General features: G+C 62.7%; 15 protein-coding genes. 12 read left to right on the top strand and 3 right to left on the bottom strand.

Features of this window, described 5'->3' with window-relative positions:
• Window positions 1–51: 51 nt before the first annotated feature.
• The 10 genes from rseP to accA all read left to right on the top strand — a co-directional run bounded on the left by rseP (window position 52) and on the right by accA (window position 13,126).
• Window positions 52–1,404, top strand: a complete 1,353-nt coding sequence (gene rseP, locus ACVDHI_RS02810; protein WP_447211662.1) for a sigma E protease regulator RseP — start codon at window positions 52–54, stop codon at window positions 1,402–1,404.
• Between the two features lie 34 nt (window positions 1,405–1,438).
• Window positions 1,439–3,862 carry an outer membrane protein assembly factor BamA gene (gene bamA / locus ACVDHI_RS02805; RefSeq protein ID WP_447211661.1) on the top strand — a complete coding sequence of 808 codons (2,424 nt, stop codon included), beginning with the start codon at window positions 1,439–1,441 and terminating at the stop codon, window positions 3,860–3,862.
• Between the two features lie 147 nt (window positions 3,863–4,009).
• Window positions 4,010–4,522 carry an OmpH family outer membrane protein gene (locus ACVDHI_RS02800; protein WP_029313943.1) on the top strand — a complete coding sequence of 171 codons (513 nt, stop codon included), beginning with the start codon at window positions 4,010–4,012 and terminating at the stop codon, window positions 4,520–4,522.
• A gap of 3 nt (window positions 4,523–4,525) precedes the next feature.
• On the top strand, window positions 4,526–5,545 hold the full coding sequence (lpxD, locus tag ACVDHI_RS02795; RefSeq protein WP_039039449.1) for a UDP-3-O-(3-hydroxymyristoyl)glucosamine N-acyltransferase: 1,020 nt from the start codon (window positions 4,526–4,528) through the stop codon (window positions 5,543–5,545).
• A gap of 24 nt (window positions 5,546–5,569) precedes the next feature.
• Entirely contained in the window at window positions 5,570–6,031 is a 462-nt protein-coding gene (gene fabZ / locus ACVDHI_RS02790) for a 3-hydroxyacyl-ACP dehydratase FabZ (RefSeq protein ID WP_010673414.1), read from the top strand.
• A 2-nt stretch (window positions 6,032–6,033) separates the two neighbouring features.
• Window positions 6,034–6,825: an acyl-ACP--UDP-N-acetylglucosamine O-acyltransferase gene (gene lpxA, locus ACVDHI_RS02785; RefSeq protein WP_010673415.1), complete on the top strand. Its 792-nt coding sequence runs from the start codon at window positions 6,034–6,036 to the stop codon at window positions 6,823–6,825.
• Window positions 6,818–7,957, top strand: a complete 1,140-nt coding sequence (gene lpxB, locus ACVDHI_RS02780) for a lipid-A-disaccharide synthase (RefSeq protein ID WP_128296776.1) — start codon at window positions 6,818–6,820, stop codon at window positions 7,955–7,957. Before lpxA ends, lpxB begins: the two co-directional genes overlap by 8 nt.
• 78 nt (window positions 7,958–8,035) lie before the next feature.
• Window positions 8,036–8,626, top strand: a complete 591-nt coding sequence (rnhB, locus tag ACVDHI_RS02775) for a ribonuclease HII (RefSeq protein WP_039039433.1) — start codon at window positions 8,036–8,038, stop codon at window positions 8,624–8,626.
• Between the two features lie 53 nt (window positions 8,627–8,679).
• Entirely contained in the window at window positions 8,680–12,159 is a 3,480-nt protein-coding gene (gene dnaE / locus ACVDHI_RS02770) for a DNA polymerase III subunit alpha (protein ID WP_042015569.1), read from the top strand.
• Between the two features lie 16 nt (window positions 12,160–12,175).
• The gene (gene accA / locus ACVDHI_RS02765; RefSeq protein ID WP_010673419.1) at window positions 12,176–13,126 is read left to right on the top strand and encodes an acetyl-CoA carboxylase carboxyl transferase subunit alpha; all 951 of its coding nucleotides are present in this window, start codon (window positions 12,176–12,178) and stop codon (window positions 13,124–13,126) included.
• 81 nt (window positions 13,127–13,207) lie between these two features.
• Here accA and ACVDHI_RS02760 read toward each other — a convergent pair whose 3' ends face one another.
• Both ACVDHI_RS02760 and ACVDHI_RS02755 read right to left on the bottom strand, forming a co-directional pair.
• Complete coding sequence (locus ACVDHI_RS02760; protein WP_447211660.1) at window positions 13,208–14,599, bottom strand: MATE family efflux transporter; 1,392 nt, start codon at window positions 14,597–14,599, stop codon at window positions 13,208–13,210.
• A 106-nt stretch (window positions 14,600–14,705) separates the two neighbouring features.
• A complete protein-coding gene (locus tag ACVDHI_RS02755; protein ID WP_039039436.1) occupies window positions 14,706–15,611 on the bottom strand; it encodes a LysR family transcriptional regulator in 906 nt (301 codons plus the stop codon).
• Window positions 15,612–16,106: 495 nt separating this feature from the next.
• On the opposite strand from ACVDHI_RS02755, the gene ACVDHI_RS02750 reads away from it, so the two are divergent.
• A complete protein-coding gene (locus ACVDHI_RS02750) occupies window positions 16,107–17,399 on the top strand; it encodes an HAAAP family serine/threonine permease (RefSeq protein ID WP_039039437.1) in 1,293 nt (430 codons plus the stop codon).
• A gap of 125 nt (window positions 17,400–17,524) precedes the next feature.
• Window positions 17,525–18,805, top strand: a complete 1,281-nt coding sequence (gene yjeH / locus ACVDHI_RS02745) for an L-methionine/branched-chain amino acid transporter (protein WP_041211297.1) — start codon at window positions 17,525–17,527, stop codon at window positions 18,803–18,805.
• A gap of 43 nt (window positions 18,806–18,848) precedes the next feature.
• On the opposite strand, the gene ACVDHI_RS02740 is transcribed toward yjeH, so the two are convergent.
• On the bottom strand, window positions 18,849–19,388 hold the full coding sequence (locus tag ACVDHI_RS02740) for a GNAT family N-acetyltransferase (protein ID WP_447211659.1): 540 nt from the start codon (window positions 19,386–19,388) through the stop codon (window positions 18,849–18,851).
• Between the last annotated feature and the right edge of the window lie 37 nt (window positions 19,389–19,425).

Here is a 19,425-nt window from a genome sequence, read left to right as displayed (position 1 = left end):
TCTCCATGCTCTCGAGCGCAGGACTGGACATGACCGCGAGGTACGCGGCTGATGGGCGGGCTTCTGTGGAATATCGGCGCCTTCATCGTGGCCCTCGGGCTGCTGGTGGCGGTGCATGAATTTGGCCACTTCTGGGTGGCTCGTCGTTGCGGCGTCAAGGTGGAGCGCTTCTCCATCGGCTTTGGCAAGGCCATCTGGCGTCGCCTTGGCAAGGATGGCACCGAATACGTGCTGGCTCTGATCCCCCTTGGCGGCTACGTCAAGATGCTGGATGGCCGGGTCGACGAACTCAAGCCGGGGGAGGAGGCGCAGGCCTTCAACCACAAGAGCGTCTGGGCCCGGATGGCCATCGTCGCGGCCGGCCCCATGGCGAACTTCGTGTTCGCCCTGTTCGCCTTCTGGCTGATGTTCATGATAGGGGTGCCGAGCGTCAAACCCGTGGTGGGCGAGGTGCGTCCCGCCTCCATCGTGGCAGAGGCCGGCATCCTGCCAGGCATGGAGATCGTCGGCGTCGGCGGCGAGGAGACCGGTGACTGGGAGAGCGTCACCTATGCCCTCATCAGCCATCTTGGCGATGACTCGGTGCAGCTCAAGCTCAAGGCGGCCAACACCAGCTATGCAGTGGACAAGACCCTGCAGCTGGCAGGCTGGAAATTCGACCCCGACAAAGAGTCCCCCATCGGGAGCCTCGGGATAGTGCCCCTCGGTGGCAAGGTGCTGCCCGTGGTGGAGGCCGTGGTGCCATCGAGCGCCAGCGAGAAGGCCGGCCTTCAGATAGGGGATCGCATCAAGGGGGTCGATGGAGAGGCCATCACCGAATGGGCCCAGTTTGTCGAGCGTGTCCAGCAGTCACCGGCGCAGCCGCTGCAGGTGACGGTGGAGCGCGGGGGCAGCGAGATGACCCTGACCCTGACCCCGGACGGGAAGAAAGTGAAGGGCCAGCTGCTCGGTTTTGTGGGCTTGTCGCCGCAACTGGTTCCATTACCGGATGAGTATCGAACTCTGTTACAGTATGGGCCTTTGCAAGCCCTGTGGCATGGGGTCCAGAAGACCTGGAGCCTGATCACCCTGACCTTCGACATGATAGGCAAGCTGATCGGTGGCATCGTCTCTTTGGACAACCTGAGCGGCCCCATCTCCATCGCCAAGGGGGCCGGCAGCAGCGCCGATTACGGGTTGGTCTATTTCCTCGGATTCCTGGCGCTCATCAGCGTCAACCTGGGGATCATCAACCTGTTCCCCCTGCCGGTGCTCGATGGTGGCCATCTGGTCTATTTCCTCATCGAGGCGATCACCGGCAAGCCGGTATCGGAAAAAATTCAGGAAGTTGGGTTCAGGATAGGCGCCGCCATTCTGATGTTACTGATGGGCATTGCGCTGTTTAATGATTTCGCTCGCCTCTGAGGCCAGAGCATCAACAAGGACACATAAGAACAAAATGGCTGTTAAAAAAGCATTGGTGTTGAGTTGCCTGCTGGGGGCCAGCTTCCTGGCTCAGGCTGCCCCGGCCTCTTTTGTGGTGCAAGACATTCAGGTCGAGGGCCTGCAGCGGGTGACCCTGGGTGCCGCCCTGTTGAATCTGCCGGTGCGGGTCGGTGATTCCGTCGACTCCGTGTCCCTGGCGAACGCCATCAAGAAGCTCTATGCCTCCGGCAACTTCGAGGACGTCAAGGTCTATCGCGACGGTCAGGTGCTGCAAGTGGTGGTCAAGGAGCGCCCGACCATCTCCAGCATCGAGTTCTCCGGCAACAAGGATATCAAGGAAGAGCAACTGACCCAGAGCCTGGAATCCTCCGGGATCCGCGTAGGTGATCCGCTGGATCGCACCGTGCTGAGCTCCCTCGAGAAAGGGCTGGAAGATTTCTACTACGGCGTGGGCAAGTACTCCGCCAAGGTCAAGGCCATCGTCACCCCGCTGCCGCGCAACCGGGTCGACCTCAAGTTCACCTTCGTGGAAGGGGAAGCGGCCAAGATCCAGCAGATCAACATCGTCGGCAACAACGTCTTCCCGGAAGAGAAGCTGCTGGCCCAGCTCTCCCTCAAGGACGACGTGCCCTGGTGGAACTTCACCGGCGATCAGCGCTACCAGAAGCAGAAGCTGGCCGGTGACATCGAAGTGCTGCGCTCCTACTACATGGACCGCGGCTACATCCGCTTCACCCAGGAGTCCACCCAGGTCTCCATGACCCCGGACAAGAAGGGGGTCTATGTCACCCTCAACGTCAAGGAAGGGGAGCAGTACAAGGTTTCCGGCATCCAGCTCAAGGGCGACCTCATCGACCGCGGCGGCGAGATGAAGGGCCTCATCCCCATCGAGGCGGGCAGCGTCTACTCCGCCAGTCAGGTGACCCATACCGAAGAGGTGCTCTCCAAGTTCCTCGGCCGTTACGGCTACGCCTATCCGAAAGTGGTCACCTTCCCCCAGATCAACGACCAGACCAAGGAAGTGGAGCTCATCGTCAACGTGGAGCCGGGTCCCCGGGTCTATGTGCGCAACATCAACTTCAGCGGCAACGTCACCACCAAGGACGAAGTGCTGCGTCGCGAGATGCGCCAGATGGAGGGCACCTGGCTCTCCTCCGACAACGTCGAGCAGTCCAAGACCCGTCTCAACCGCCTCGGCTTCTTCGAGACCGCGGAAGTGGACACCAAGCGGGTGCCGGGCAGCGATGACCAGGTAGATCTGAACTTCAAGGTCAAGGAGCAGCCGGCGGGGTCCATCAACGCCGGTATCGGCTACGGCACCGAGTCGGGTCTGAGCCTGCAGGCGGGTCTGCAGCAGGACAACTTCATGGGGACCGGCAAGAAGATCGGCATCAACGCCAGCACCAACGACTACTCCAAGAGCGTCGACCTGAGCTATAACGACCCCTACTTCACCGTGGACGGGGTGAGCCTGGGCGGCCGTCTCTACTACAACAAGTTCAGTGCGGCCGACGCCAACATCGTGGACTACGAGAACACCACCGTCGGTTTCCGTCTCTCCAGCGGCTTCCCGGTCAACGAGAACAACCGTCTCGACTTCAGCCTGGGCTACGAGAACAACAAACTCTCCCAGCCCAACCCCTATGTACAGGTGGACGAGTTCTGGAAGGTCTACAACGGCAATCTGGATGGCGACAACCGCATGGTGTTCAACACCGTGGACGTCACCGCCGGCTGGACCCGCTCCACCCTCAACAAGGGTCAGTTCCCGACCGCGGGTGATCGTCAGCGGGTGAACGCCAAGGTGACGGTGCCCGGCATGGATCTGCAGTACTTCAAGCTCAACGCCGAAGATGCTCACTACTTCCCGTTTGATGCCGACCACAAGTGGGTCATGCTGGCCAAGGCCCGCGCCTCCTACGGCGACGGCTACGGCAGCAATGGCGATTACGAGCACGTCCTGCCGTTCTTCGAGAACTACTACGCCGGTGGCTTCGACACCCTGCGCGGCTTCAAGAGCAACACCGTGGGTCCGAAGGCGCTCTATTACTACAACCTGGGCGGCAACGACGTCATCCAGGGCACCGACAGCTCGGTCGGGGGCAACGCCCTGGCGGTGGCCTCGCTGGAAATGATCGTGCCGACGCCCTTTGCCTCCGAGACCTATCAGCCCCAGCTGCGGACCAGCTTCTTCATCGACGCCGGTTCCGTGTGGGATACCCACTTCGACTACAGCCAGTATCAGAACCGTTGCTTCAGTGGTTGCAACTATCTGATGGACTACTCCGACCCGAGCAACATCCGGATGTCGACCGGCCTGTCGCTGCAGTGGCTCTCTCCCATGGGCCCGCTGGTGTTCGTGCTGGCAAGACCAATCAAGAAATACGAAGGGGACGACACCGAAGTCTTCTCCTTCAACATCGGCCGTACCTTCTAAGGGGAGCGGACGCCCCCCCGCCATGGCGGGGGGAAGCATGATGGGTCGCGCGTTTGCGTGCCTCACCAGGTAACAAGACGATCTCGTGGATCGCTTGCACAATCAGGTAAATCAGGTAGCCCTCGACCGAGGGACCAAGGAGTAAGTGTGAATAAAGCGTTGAAAGTAGCTGGTTTGAGCTTTGCACTGATGGCTGCCGGCATGGGTTCTGCCTTCGCTGAGACCAAGATTGCCGTGGTCGACATGGGCGAAGTCTTCCAAAAGCTGCCCCAGCGTGAAGCCGTTGCCAAGAAGCTGAAGGGCGAGTTCGAGCCGCGCATGCGTGAACTGCAGAAGCTGGAGTCCGACGGTCAGGCACTGGTCGAGAAGTTCAAGAAGGACGAAGCCTTCATGAGCGCCGAGCAGAAGAAGCAGAGCCAGGAGAAGCTGGCCAAGCTGCAGATGGAATTCAACCAGAAGCGTCAGGCGTTTGAACAGGACAACGGTCGCCGTCAGTCCGAAGAGCGCAACAAGATCCTGACCAAGGTGCAGGCTGCCATCGACGCCATCGCCAAGAGCAATGGCTACGATCTGGTGCTGGAGCGCAACGCCGCCCCTTATGCAGCCAGCAAGCTGGACATCTCCGGCCAGGTTATTTCTCAGGTTAGCAAGAGCAACTAATTGATGGCATTCACTCTCGCACAGCTGGCCCAGCAACTGGGGGCCGAGGTCCATGGGGATGGGACCCGGGAAATTCGCAAGGTCGCGACACTGGAAAAAGCCGGGGAGGGGGAGATAGCCTTCCTGTCCAACAAGAAGTACCGGCATTTTCTGGAGCAGAGCAAGGCCACTGCCGTGCTCATCACCGAGGCAGACCTGCCGTTTTGCCCCACCAACGCCCTGGTGCTCAAGGACCCCTACGTGGGCTTTGCACGGGTTGCCCAACTGCTGGACACCACCCCGCAGCCGGCCATGGATATCCATCCGAGCGCCGTCATCGCGGCGGATGTGCAACTGGGCGAGAGAGTGGCCATCGGTGCCAATGCGGTGATCGAATCCGGCGTCGTGCTGGGTGACGATGTGCGCATCGGCCCGGGCTGTTTCGTTGGCAAGGATACCCGACTGGGAGCGCGCTCCCGGTTGTGGGCCAACGTCACCCTCTATCACAACGTGACCCTGGGCACGGACTGTCTGGTACAGGCCGGCACCGTGATCGGGGCAGACGGTTTCGGTTATGCCAACGAGCGCGGCGAGTGGATCAAGATCCCCCAGCTCGGCGGCGTGACCATCGGCAACCGGGTCGAGATCGGTGCCTGCACCACCATCGACCGTGGTGCGCTGGAAGATACCCGCATCGCTGACAACGTCATCATCGACAACCAGTGCCAGATCGCCCACAACGTCGAGATCGGCTACGGCACTGCCGTGGCGGGCTCCACCGTGATGGCCGGTAGTCTCAAGGTCGGCAAATACTGTATCATTGGTGGTGCCTCCGTCTTTAACGGGCACATGGAGATCTGCGACCAGGCCACCGTCACCGGCATGGCCATGGTGATGCGTCCCATCACCGAGCCCGGTATCTACTCTTCCGGCATCCCCCTGCAAACCAATAAAGAGTGGCGCAAGACCGCCGCCCGGGTGATGCGTATCGAAGAGATGCACAAGCGGTTGAGCAAGCTTGAGAAAAAGCTGGATCAAGAATAATCACGATTGGTATAGGGTACTGTTTTGACTACTGAAAAGAAGAGCCTGGGCATCCAGGAAATCATGGATCTGCTGCCCCACCGTTATCCGTTCCTGATGGTGGACAAGGTGGAAAACTACGAGATCAGCGATGAGCGCAAGACCCTGCGCGCCATCAAGAACGTCTCGTTCAACGAGCCGATCTTCCAGGGCCACTTCCCGGCCAAGCCGGTCTTCCCCGGCGTGCTGATCCTGGAAGCCATGGCCCAGGCCACCGGTATCCTGGCCTTCACCATGGTGGGCAAGCCGTCCCCCAACGAGCTTTATTACTTTGCCTCCATCGACAATGCCCGCTTCAAGCGCCCGGTGGGCCCCGGCGATCAGCTGGTGCTGGATGTGGAGTTCCTGAAGGAGCGTCGCGGCATCGCCAAGTTCACCGGTGTCGCCACCGTCGACGGTGAAGTGGTCTGTACTGCCGAACTGATGTGCGCCAAGCGCGAGGTATAACCGTGATCGATCAGACTGCCATCATCCACGACACCGCCATAGTCCATGAGTCTGCCGTCATCGGCAAAGGGGTTGAAATCGGCCCCTTCACCGTCATCGGCGCCGAGGTGGAAATCGGTGACAACACCTGGGTGAGCTCCCACGTGGTGATCAAGGGCCCGACCAAGATCGGTCGCGGCAACAAGATCTTCCAGCACACCTCCATCGGTGAGGATTGCCAGGACAAGAAGTACGCCGGTGAGCGCACCTTCCTCGAGATCGGCGACAACAACGTGTTTCGCGAGAACTGCACCGTGCACCGCGGCACCACCCAGGACCAGAGCCTGACCAAGGTGGGTAGCGGCAACCTGTTCATGGTCAACGTTCACGTGGCCCACGACTGCATCATCGGTGACAACTGCATCTTCGCCAACAACGCCACCCTGGCGGGCCATGTGCACATCGGTGACTTCGTGATCTTCGGCGGTCTGTCTGCCATTCACCAATTCGGCCGCGTCGGCTCCCACGCCTTCGTCGGCGGCTGCGCTGCCCTGAACAAGGACGTGCCGCCCTACGTGATGGCCGCCGGCAACTACGCCAAGCCGTTCGGGGTCAACTCCGAAGGCCTGCGTCGTCGTGGCTTCAGCGCCGAGGCGATCTCTGCCGTCAAGCGCGCCTACAAGGAGATCTTCCGCTCCGGCAAGACCATTGAAGAGGTGTTGCCCGTGCTGAGCGAGATGGCCCAGAGCGAACCGGCCATCCAGCTCTATGTGGATTTCCTCAAGGACAACGAGCGCGGGATCATCCGTGCCTGATCCCATTCGCATCGGCATCGTCGCCGGAGAGACCTCCGGCGACATCCTGGCCGCAGGGCTGGTGCGCGAACTGCAAGCCCGCTACCCGGATGCGCAGTTCGAAGGGATCGCCGGGCCGCGGATGCAGGCTCTCGGCGTGAAGGCGCTGTTCGAGATGGAGGAGCTCTCCGTCATGGGCATCACCGAGGTGCTGGGCCGTCTGCCCCGCATCCTCCAGGTGCGCCGCGAACTGCTGCGCCACTTCATCGCCAATCCCCCCGACATCTTCGTCGGTGTGGATGCACCGGATTTCAATATCGGGGTGGAGCTGAAACTGCGCCGCGCCGGTATCAAGACGGTCCACTATGTCAGTCCCTCCGTCTGGGCCTGGCGTCAGGGCCGCATTCACAAGATCAAGGCCGCCACCGACATGGTGCTCGCCTTCCTGCCGTTCGAGAAAGCCTTCTACGACCGTTTCGATGCCCCCTGTCGCTTCGTCGGCCACACCATGGCGGACGACATTCCGCTGGTGCCGGATCAAGGGGAGGTGCGCGAGGCCCTCGGCATCGATCCCGCCCGTCGCTGGCTGGCGGTGCTGCCGGGGAGTCGCACGGCGGAAGTGGGCTTCATGGCGCCGGTCTTCCTCGAGGCGTGCAAGCACCTGACGGTGCACAACCCGGATCTCGGTTTCATCGTGCCTCTGGTCAACCAGAAACGGCGCGAGCAGTTCCTCGCCATCAAGGCCGAGGTGGCCCCGGAGCTCGACATGGTGCTGCTGGACGGCCAGGGCCGCGAGGCCATGATTGCCGCCGACGTGGTGATGCTCGCCTCCGGCACCGCGGCCCTCGAGGCCATGCTGGTGAAAAAGCCCATGGTGGTCGGTTACAAGCTCAAACCCTTCAGCTACTTGCTGGCCCAGTGGCTGGTGAAGACGGATTATGTCTCCCTGCCGAACCTGCTGGCGGACAAGATGCTGGTGCCCGAGCTCATCCAGCACGAGTGCACCCCGGCCAACCTGGTGGAAGAGGTGAGCAAGCTGCTGGACCATGACAACAGCGAGCTCATCGCCACCTTCACCCGGTTGCACGAGAAGATCCGCTGCAATGCGGATGTGCAGGCAGCGGAAGCGGTTGCCGCGCTGCTGGAACGCTAGTGGGCTCTGCCTGTGTGTCAGGCGTGATGTTGTGCTGATACTGGCCCTGCGGGGCCGGTTTTGATTCAAGGCTATGAGATGACGATCGATATTCCCGAAGACAAGCTGATTGCCGGGGTGGACGAGGTGGGTCGCGGCCCCCTGGTGGGTGACGTGGTCACCGCCGCGGTGATCCTGGATCCTGCCAATCCCATCCTTGGCCTCGCCGACTCCAAGAAGCTCTCCGAGAAGAAGCGCCTCGCCCTGTTTGGCGAGATCAAAGAGAAGGCGCTGGCCTATGCCATCGGCCGCGCCAGCCCGGCGGAAATCGACGAGCTCAACATCCTGCACGCCACCATGCTGGCGATGCAGCGCGCCGTGGCGGGGCTCAAGGTGACGCCCGAGCTGGTTTTCATCGACGGCAACCGCTGCCCCAGATTGCCGATGGAGGCCCGCGCCGTGGTCAAGGGTGACAGCCTGGTGGCCGCCATCAGCGCCGCCTCCATCCTCGCCAAGGTGACCCGGGACGCCGAGATGACCGAGCTGGACAGCCGCCATCCCGAGTACGGTTTCGCCCGCCACAAGGGCTACCCGACGGCGGAGCACCTCGCCATTCTGGCCGAACGGGGTCCGCTGCCCGAATACCGGCAGAGCTTCAAGCCGGTGCGCCGCGCCCTGGGGATCGAATAACCGATGCCGATCTGTCTGAACGATTTCTGCTTGCGCAATGAGAGGGCGTGACCATGGCTGATCCCCGTTTCATCCACCTGAGGGTGCACTCCGACTTCTCCATGGTCGACGGCCTGCAGAAGATCGGTCCCATCGTCTCCGCTGCCGCCGCCAACAACATGCCGGCCCTGGCCCTGACGGACCAGATGAACATGTGCGGCCTGGTGCGCTTCTACGGCTCTGCCCACGGCAAGGGGATCAAGCCCCTGGTCGGGGCGGATTTCTGGGTGCAGAGCGACGAGCTTGGGGACGAGCAGTTTCGCCTCACCCTGCTCGCCATGGACAACGACGGCTACCAGAACATCACCCTGCTCATCTCCCGCGGCTATCAGCGCGGTCATGTGCAGGGGCGGCCCGTCATCGACAAGGCCTGGCTTGGCGAACATGCCAAGGGGGTGATCGTCCTCTCCGGCGGGCGCGAGGGGGATGTGGGCAAGTTCCTGCTCAAGGGCAACCGCCAGATGGTGGAGCATTGCCTCGCCTTCTACCAGACCCACTTCCCGGATGCCTACTACTTGGAGCTGCTGCGTACCGGCCGCCCGGACGAGGAAGTCTACCTGCACATGGCGGTGGCCATTGCCACCGAGTTCGAACTGCCGGTGGTGGCCACCAACGAGGTGGTGTTCCTCACTGCCGATGACTTCGATGCCCACGAGATCCGGGTCGCCATCCACGACGGCTACACCCTGATGGACAAGCGCCGACCGCGCCGCTACAGCCCCCAGCAGTACCTGCGCAGTCAGGAGGAGATGGCGGAGCTGTTTGCCGACATCCCGGAAGCCCTGGAAAACACGGTGGAGATCGCCAAGCGCTGCAACGTGACGGTGCGCCTTGGCGAGTATTTCCTGCCCAACTTCCCCACCGGCGACATGACCACCGAGGACTTCCTGGTCATGAAGTCGAAGGAAGGGCTGGAGGAGCGGCTGGCCTTCCTGTTCCCGGATCCGGCGGTGCGGGCCGAGCGTCGTCCCGAGTATGACGAGCGTCTCGACATCGAGCTCAAAGTGATCAACCAGATGGGCTTCCCGGGTTACTTCCTCATCGTGATGGAGTTTATCCAGTGGTCCAAGGACAACGGCATCCCCGTTGGTCCGGGCCGGGGCTCGGGGGCGGGGTCGCTGGTGGCCTACGCCCTCAAGATCACCGATCTCGATCCGCTGGAATTTGACCTGCTGTTCGAACGTTTCCTGAACCCCGAGCGGGTCTCCATGCCCGACTTCGACGTCGACTTCTGTATGGACAGGCGCGACGAGGTGATCGATCACGTCTCCGAGATGTATGGCCGGGAGGCGGTGTCCCAGATCATCACCTTCGGCAGCATGGCGGCCAAGGCGGTGGTGCGGGACGTCGGCCGTGTGCTGGGCCACGCCTACGGTTTTGTGGATCGCATCTCCAAGCTGATTCCGCCGGATCCGGGCATGACCCTCGCCAAGGCGTTCGAAGCCGAGCCCAAGTTGCCGGAGCTCTACGAGCAGGACGAGGAGGTCAAGGACCTCATCGACATGGCCCGCCGCCTCGAAGGGGTGGTGCGCAACGCCGGCAAGCACGCCGGTGGCGTGGTGATCGCGCCTACCAAGATCACCGACTTCGCGCCGCTCTATTGCGACGACGAGGGGCATCACCCGGTCACCCAGTTCGACAAGAACGACGTGGAGTACGCCGGGCTGGTGAAGTTCGACTTCCTGGGGCTGCGCACCCTCACCATCATCGACTGGGCCCTTGGCATGATAAACCCCCGTCTTGCCAAAGAGGGCAAGCCGCCGGTGGACATCGCCGCCATCCCCATCGATGACAAGAAGTCGTTCGCCCTCTTGCAGCGTTTCGAGACCACGGCGGTGTTCCAGCTCGAATCCCGCGGCATGAAGGACCTCATCAAGCGCCTGCAGCCCGACTGCTTCGAAGACATGATCGCGCTGGTGGCCCTGTTCCGTCCGGGCCCGCTCCAGTCGGGCATGGTGGACAACTTCATCGAGCGCAAGCACGGCAAGGAGGCCATCTCCTACCCGGACGAGAAGTGGCAGCACGAGAGCCTCAAACCCATACTCGAGCCCACCTACGGCATCATCCTCTACCAGGAGCAGGTGATGCAGATCGCCCAGACCCTGGCGGGGTATACCCTGGGTGGCGCGGACATGCTGCGTCGGGCCATGGGCAAGAAAAAACCCGAAGAGATGGCCAAGCAGCGGGCGGGCTTCGAGGAGGGGGCGGTCAAGAACGGCGTCGACGGCGAACTGGCGATGAAGATCTTCGATCTGGTGGAGAAGTTTGCGGGCTACGGCTTCAACAAGTCCCACTCCGCTGCCTATGCGCTGGTCTCCTACCAGACCCTCTGGCTCAAGACCCACTTCCCGGCGGAGTTCATGGCGGCGGTGATGACCGCGGACATGGACAACACCGACAAGATAGTGACCCTGGTGGACGAGTGTCAGCGCATGGGGCTGACTGTGATCCCGCCGGACGTCAACACCGGTCGCTACCGCTTCAGCGTCAACGAGGACGGCCACATCGTCTACGGCATCGGCGCGGTGAAGGGAGTAGGGGAAGGGCCCATCGAGGCGATCCTGGACGCGCGGGATCGGGACGGTCCATTCCGCGACCTGTTCGATTTCTGCAACCGGGTCGACATCAAGAAGCTCAACAAACGGGTGATGGAGAAGCTCATCCTCTCCGGCGCCATGGACAGGCTCGGCCCCCACCGCGCCGCCCTGATGGCGACCCTGGAGGAGGCGATGCGCGCCGCCGAGCAGCACGCCAAGGCCCAGGCGGTGGGGCAGGTCGACATGTTCGGCGTGCTCACGGAGGAGATCGACGACGTCAAGAAGGCGTTCGCCAACGTGCCGCACTGGCCTGACAAGGTGTGGCTGGAAGGGGAACGCGAGACCCTCGGGCTCTACCTCACCGGTCACCCCATCAACCAGTACAGCAGCGAGCTGCGGCGCTACACCTCGGGTCGGCTGTGCGATCTGCATCCCACCTCCCGGGATACGGTGACCACGGCGGCGGGGTTGGTGATCGCGGCGCGCAGCATGGTGACCAAGCGCGGCAACAAGATGGGGATCTTCACCCTGGACGACAGATCCGGCCGTCTGGATGTGACCCTTTTCAGTGAAGCGCTGGAAAAATACGAAGAATTGATGCAAAAAGACCGTATTTTAGTGGTTTCTGGACAGGTCAGCTTTGATGACTTCTCCGGTGGCCTTAAAATGTCGGCCCGCGAGTTGCTGGATATCAACGATGCGAGGGAGCGTTTTGCCAGGGCAATCCGCATCTCCCTCGATGAACAACGCATTGACGAGCGCTTTTTCCCGCGTTTGTGCGAGATTTTGGAGCCCGCCCGTGCCGGAGTCTGTCCGGTTCAGGTAAACTATCGTCGCCCCGGTTCCCGGGTGCGATTGACGCTCGGTACCGAGTGGCGGGTGACGCCCACCGATCAACTGATAGATGACTTGCGAGTCCTGCTTGGACGAGAGCGGGTTGAATTGGTTTTTGATTAGAGGATCTATTGTCCCTATGAGTCTTTTTCTGGATTTTGAACAGCCGATCGCCGAGTTGCAGGCACAGATCGATGAACTGCGCCATGTGAGCGAGCACAACAGTGCCGTGGATCTCAGCGAAGACATTCGCCGGCTGGAGAAGAAAAACGAAGAGCTGACCAAGAAGATCTTCGGCGATCTGGGTGCCTGGCAGGTATCCCAGATGGCACGTCATCCCCAGCGCCCCTACACCCTCGACTACATCGAGCAGATCTTCACCGATTTCGACGAGCTGGCCGGGGATCGCGCCTATGCCGATGACAAGGCCATCGTCGGCGGCATCGCCCGTCTCGACGGCGAGCCCGTGATGATCATCGGTCACCAGAAGGGTCGCGAGACCAAGGAGAAGATCAAGCGCAACTTCGGCATGCCGCGTCCGGAAGGGTACCGCAAGGCCCTGCGCCTGATGGAGATGGCCGAGCGCTTCAAGATGCCGATCATCACCTTCATCGACACCCCGGGTGCCTACCCCGGCGTCGGTGCCGAGGAGCGTGGCCAGTCTGAAGCCATCGCCCGCAACCTGAAAGTCATGGCCGGCCTGACCGTGCCGGTGGTCTGCACCGTGATCGGTGAAGGCGGCTCCGGCGGCGCTCTCGCCATCGGCGTGGGCGATCGGGTCAACATGCTGCAGTACTCCACCTACTCGGTCATCTCCCCGGAAGGGTGCGCCTCCATCCTGTGGAAGAGCGCCGAGAAGGCCTCGGTGGCGGCGGATGCCATGGGCATTACCGCCCAGCGCCTGAAGGAGCTGAAGCTCATCGACAACATCGTCGAGGAGCCCCTCGGTGGTGCCCACCGCGATGTGGAGAAGATGGCCAAGCACCTGAAAGCGCGCATCAAACAGGATCTGGATGCCCTGCGCCCCCTCGACAGCGAGCAACTGCTGGAGCAGCGCTACCAGCGTCTGCTGGGTTACGGCTACTGCTGATCTGCCGCTTCCAATAAAAAGTCCCCGCATGCGGGGACTTTTTTTATGGGCGACGTTTGTGGGGGGACGCCGGGGCGGGTCTCAGGGGGCGGTCAGCGCCCGGTGCATGGGGGCGGAAGCACGCCCTCCGGCAGGGCTCAGGGCCCGCCACTCCCGCCACAGCAGCCAGCACAGGGGGGGCGTCAGCAGCAGCACGGTGGCGGGCTGGGCCATCAAGACCCCGTCGCGCCCCCACCAGAGGGGCAGCAGGAAGATGAGGGGCAGCAGCAGCACCGTCTTGGCCACGGAGATGACGAGGGCCTGGCGGGTGCGGGCCATGGCCTGCAACAGCACGATGCCGAACATGACGATCCCCTCCAGGGGCAGGGCAGCGAGGTTGAGGGTCAGGCTGCTGATGGCGGCGGCGAGCAGCTCTGCGTCCTGATCCCCGGTGTAGAGCATGGCGACCGGCTGCGGCAGCAGCTGGACAATCAGCCAGACCCCCAGGCCATAGACCAGGGTGATCTTGAGCCCCATCGCCATCAGGAACTGGAGGTCGCGATGGCGCCCGGCCCCGGCTGCCTGGCTCACCAGGGGCTGGATGCCAAACGCCAGTCCCTGCAGGATGACGATGAAGACCGCCTCCGTGTACCCCGCCACGGTGAAGCCCGCCAGATCCTTGACCGTGCCGTGCACCATCAGCTGGCTGTTGTGCAGCAGCAACAGCAGCCCCAGATTGAACTGGGCGATGAGGCTCGGCAGCCCGGTGAAGAGCAGGCCGGGCATGGCCGGGAAGCGGGGCACCAGCTGGCGCCAGGTCAGCCGCAACCGGGCGTGGCGGGTGAAGAAGTACCCCAGGCCGAGCAGGCTGACCATGGCCTCCGAGAGGAGGGTGGCCTGGGCCGTGCCGGTGAGGCCGAGCCCGAGCCGGCCCACCATGATGTAGTTGAGCAGAATGTTGAGGAGGGCGCCGCCGCTCACCAGTACCATGGCGAGGCGAGGGCGGCCGTCGTTGCGAAGCAGGTAGGGCACCGCCAGGTTGCTGGCGAGCAGCAGGGTGCCACCGCCAATCCAGGTGAGGTAGTCGCTGGCCTGCTGCCAGGTGTCGGTGCCGGGGGCCATTCCCAGGGCCTGCAGGATATCGGTGTGCCAGTGGTGCAGCAGCAGCGGCGCTACCGTGCCCAGGATCAGCAGCAGCCAGAGGGCGCTGACCAGAGCCTGGCGGGCCAGAGCGAGGTTCCTGGCGCCCTGCTGGAAGGAGATGGCGGTGGCGGCCCCCATGGCGATCATGGCGGCGAGGCCGATGAGCACCATGATGACCGGATAGACCAGGTTGATGCCGGCAAGGCCGGCGGCCCCCACGTAGTGGCCGACGAAGATGCCGTCCACCAGGTAGTAGGCGCCGGAGACCAGCATGGCCATGACGGAGGGGAGGGAATAGCCCCAGAAACGGCGGGCCATGGCCCGTTGACGCAGGCGGAAGTAGGCGGACATATCTGTACTCGGGAAAAGGGCCGGAATCGAGCAGACAGTCTAGTTTCTTATGGATTAATTGATAATCAGGCTTTCATTTGATGAATTGCTGAATAAAGCTCATCAATCAACGGATCCTGTGATACTCCTTCAGCATGTCGATCAGGGCTCGCAGCCCTTGCCCCAGCTGGTGCCGGCCCGGATAGAAGAGGTTGAACCCGGCAAAGCTGGGGCTCCAGTCATCCAGCACGCTCACCAGCCGCCCCGATGCCAGGGCGTCGAACACCTCCCCTTCATGGCAGTAGGCGAGCCCGAGCCCCGCCTCGGCCGCCCCCAGGTAGAGCGCGGGCGTGCTGGTGGTGAGCGGGCCCGTCACTTCGATCTCCAGCAGTTCCCCCTCGGCGGCAAAGGCCCAGCGATAGTGGTGATGGGGCGTGAGCCGGTAGCCGATGCAGTCGTGCTGGCGCAGATCCGAGGGGTGGCGAGGGGTGCCACGCCGTGCCAGATAGTCGGGGGAGCCCACCACCAGATAGCGCTGCTGCGGGCCCAGGGGAACCGAGATCATCTCCTGGGGCAGCAGGTCGCCGTAGAAGAGGGCGGCGTCGTAGCCATCCTCGATGAGGCGGGGCATCAGCTCCAGCTCCTCCACCTCCACCTGCATGCGCGGGTAGCGCACCAGATAGTCGATGAGCACCGGGGCCAGCACTTCCTGGATGGCGGCTCGGGGGGCACAGAGCCTGAGCCTGCCCACGGGTTCGCCCGCGTGGCGCGTCAGCTCCGCCAGTGCCGCCTCCAGTTGCCCCAGGGTCGGCAGTACCTGGGCCAGCAGCCGTTCTCCTGCCTCGGTCGGCACCACGGCCCGGGTGCTGCGATTGAGCAGCCTGACGGCCAGGCGACTCTCCAGCCCTTTGAGGGCATGACTCAGGGCCGAGGCGGAGACCCCGAGCTCGAGGGCGGCCTTGCTGAAACTGCGGTGACGGGCGACGGCGGCAAACACGGCCAGCTCGGCGAGATCGGTGCGGGAGAGGGTCATGGTCGGTACGCAGAAAAGGGGCGGACACAAAGGGTACGCCATGGGGCGACGGGAGACAATCGGGGGGCAATGAGGGGGTTGTGACAAAATTGTTGCGCGCCTCAAGGTGAGGTGGATCACACCAAAAAGTTTATATGTTAAAAAAAAATCGCAATATGGCGATTCAAGTGTGATCTGAAGCGACGGAAAGGCGATTCCAATCAAACTTTGGTTGATTAATTCAAAAAAACGCTGTGATTAATAGTGCCTTTTAACTAGAGTCATCTCATCGGATGAGGTGAGCGTTATCCCGTTGTTAACGAGCGAGCACGATCCCCTCTGTATTACGACTCCCCGCCCGTGTTTGTTGCAATCAGGTTGCCACAGGGAGTGGCGGCCGGATGGCCGGGGCGGAGGAACAAACAGGACGAATAGCTGGAGTTCCAGGGAAAGGAACCGGGCCCAGGCCCACTGACAAGTTAAGATCCCACTTTCCTTGATGACAGGAACACCCCTATGTCTGACATGAACATTGCAGTTGAAGGCAGCTTGAGCAAAGCCTCCTCCCGTGGCATCAACAAGGCCGACGTGGTCTGGATGCTGGGTCTGTACGGTACCGCCATCGGCGCCGGTGTCCTCTTCCTGCCGATCAATGCCGGTGTCGGTGGCCTGTGGCCGCTGGTCGCCATGCTGATCCTGGCCCTGCCGCTGACCTTCTTCGCCCACCGTGGCCTGACCCGCTTCGTGCTGTCCGGCTCCACCCGTGACGGCGACATCACCGAGGTGGTGGAAGAGCACTTCGGCAAGACCGCAGGCAAGTTCATCACCCTGCTCTACTTCTTCGCCATCTACCCCATCCTGCTGATGTACTCCGTGGCCATCACCAACACCGTCGAGAGCCTGATGGTGCACCAGCTGGGCATGACGGCACCTCCCCGTGCCATCCTCTCCCTGGTGCTGATCCTGGGTCTGATGGCGATCGTTCGCCTGGGCGGCCAGGTCATCGTCAAGGCGATGAGCGTGCTGGTCTTCCCGTTCGTGGTCACCCTGATGGGCCTGGCGGTCTACCTGATCCCGCACTGGAACGGTGCCATCATCACCGAAGCCCCTGCGCTGGGTGAGGCCTTCAACGGTGACTTCATCAAGACCCTGTGGCTGGCCATCCCGGTGATGGTGTTCTCCTTCAACCACTCCCCGATCATCTCCTCCTTCGCGGTGGACAACAAAGGCCGCTACGGCGCCAACGCCGAGAAGAAGTGCAGCAACATCCTGCTGGGCGCCCACGTCATGATGGTGATGACAGTGATGTTCTTCGTGTTCAGCTGCGTGCTGAGCCTCTCCCCGGCTGACCTGGCGGCGGCCAAGGAGCAGAACATCTCCATCCTCTCCTACCTGGCCAACCACTTCGACAACCCGGTGATCGCCACCGTGGCACCGCTCATCGCCATGGTTGCCATCAGCAAGTCCTTCCTGGGTCACTACCTGGGTGCGCAAGAGGGCATGAACGGCCTGATGGCCAAGTCCCTGCGCGAGAAGGGCAAGAACGTCGACGTCAAGCAGCTGAACAAGGTGACCGCGGTCTTCATGATCCTGACCACCTGGGCCGTGGCCACCATCAACCCGAGCATCCTCGGCATGATTGAAGATCTGGGCGGCCCCATCATCGCCATGCTGCTCTTCCTGATGCCGATGTACGCCATTGCCAAGGTACCGGCCATGCGCAAATATGCCGGCAACCTCAGCAACGGCTTCGTGACCCTCATCGGCCTCATCGCCATGTCCGGCATCATCTACAAGCTGATTGCCTGATGACAGCGTTCATCCCTGTGAGAAAGCCGCCCCCCGGGGCGGTTTTTTTATGGGCACAAATGCTTAACAAAGCGGTGGTGGCGGCCTAACATGGCGGGATGTTTTTCTAGACGGGACAACAGGATATGTCTGGGTTGAAAAAGGATCTCGGGCTCTGGCAGGGGATGGGGCTGCTCGCCACCTCCCTGCTCGGTACCGGGATCTTCGTGGTACCGGCCACCGCCGCCTCGCTGGCGGGAGGGGCGTCGCTGTGGGCCTGGTTGCTGCTGATTGCCCTGGTGCTGCCCATCGCCTTTACCTTCGCCCGCCTCGGGCGGCGTTATCCCCACGCGGGGGGCGCCCCCCATTTGATTGGCCTCGCCTTTGGCAACGGCGCCGAGCGCTTCTCCGCTTTCCTGTTTCTGGCGGTGCTGCCGGTGGGCCTGCCTGCCGCCCTCACCATCGCCGCCGGTTTCTGGCACGCCCTGTTCGACATGGGGGAGTGGACCCTCTGGGGCATCCAGCTGCTCACCCTGCTCGGGGTCTTTCTGCTGGGGCTGCGGGGAGCGCGCTCCTCCGGCAACCTGCAACTGCTGATCGCCCTGGCCATTCTGGGGCTCACCCTGCTTATCTGGGTCAAGGGGGATCTCAGCTGGCGCGATGCCGCCCAGCCTCTGCCAACGGCGAGCGAGTGGCCCGCCATGGGCTCGGCGCTGGCGGTGATGTTCTGGTGTTTCGTGGGGCTCGAGGCCTTCGCCCACATGGGGGAGGAGTTCAAGCGGCCAGAGCGGGACTACCCCCTTGCCCTGTTGGGGGGCGTGCTGCTGGCGGGGCTCATCTACTGGGTGCACTCGCTGGTGGTGCTCAAATATGACCTCTACGGGGACGAGGCGACCAATGCCACCGCCATTCCGGCCCTGCTCTCCCTGCTGTTCGGCCCCACCGCCAAGTGGCTGGTGGCGGTGCTGGGCTATCTCTCCTGCTTCGCCAGCATCAACATCTACCTGCAAGGTTTTGCGCGCCTTATCTGGAGCATGGCGCGGGAGGGCAAACTGCCGGTCTCCCTCTCTCGCCTCTCGGCCCGGGGCGCTCCCCTGCATGCCCTTGCCTGGGTGCTCGCCATCTGTTTCGTCTCCATCACCTTGATCCTCTGGCTGCGTCTGCCCCTCGATGCGTTGATCCGCTACGCCAATGGCAACTTCGTGCTGGTCTATCTGCTCTGCATGGCGGCGGGCTGGCGCTTGCTGTCGGGGACCGGCAAGGGGCTGGCGGGCCTCAGCGTGCTGCTCTGCACCCTGGTGCTGCTGGCCCTCGCTACCCAGGTGCTCTATGCCGTCGTGCTGAGCCTGGGGTATGGCGGCTTCTCCCTGTGGCGGCGCAGACGCCGCCGCTCGGCGTCCGATGAGGGTGTCTGTGCCATCAAGTAACTCCCGAAAAAAAGCCCCGCAGTGCGGGGCTTTTTGTTGCTGGTCACAGGCTGGCGGGCAGGTCGCTGCGCAAGATGGCGTAGTGGCGCAGGGAGATGAAGCCATCCCCCTTGCGCTCGCACTCCCGCGCCGTGCCCTCGTAGTGAAAACCGGCCCGCTCCAGCAGGCGGGCGGAGGGGTGGTTGGGCTCCTCCACCACCGCCATAAGCCGGTGCAGGTCGGTGGTGCGGTAAGTGAGCGGGAGCCAGAGTTGCAGCGCCGCGCTCATTACCCCCTTGCCCCAGTGTTCGGGATAGAGCCAGTAGCCCAGCTCGGCACACCGGTGAGTCAGGTCGGCATCGTTGTAGCCGATGGCCCCCAGCGGTTCGCCCGTGTGCCGGTCGCGAATGAGGTGCCAGGCGCCACGGCCGGTGCGGGTCAGCTCGGCATACCAATCCATCTGTGCCCGGCATGCCGCCAGGCTGTCGTAGCTGACGCCGTAGTAGGCGACGACCCGGGGATCGGAGAGGCCGCGATAGATGTGAGGCAGGTCGGCGTCGCTGACCGGATCCAGCCTGATGTGAGGTTGTTGCGTTGATGTCATGGTGGCTCCTTGCGGCCAGCCGTGGCTGGCCGCGTGT

This window comes from Aeromonas sp. 25-248, assembly GCF_053005425.1.
Note: the sequence above shows the minus strand (reverse complement) of the source record. Positions and strands in the feature narration are given on the sequence as shown.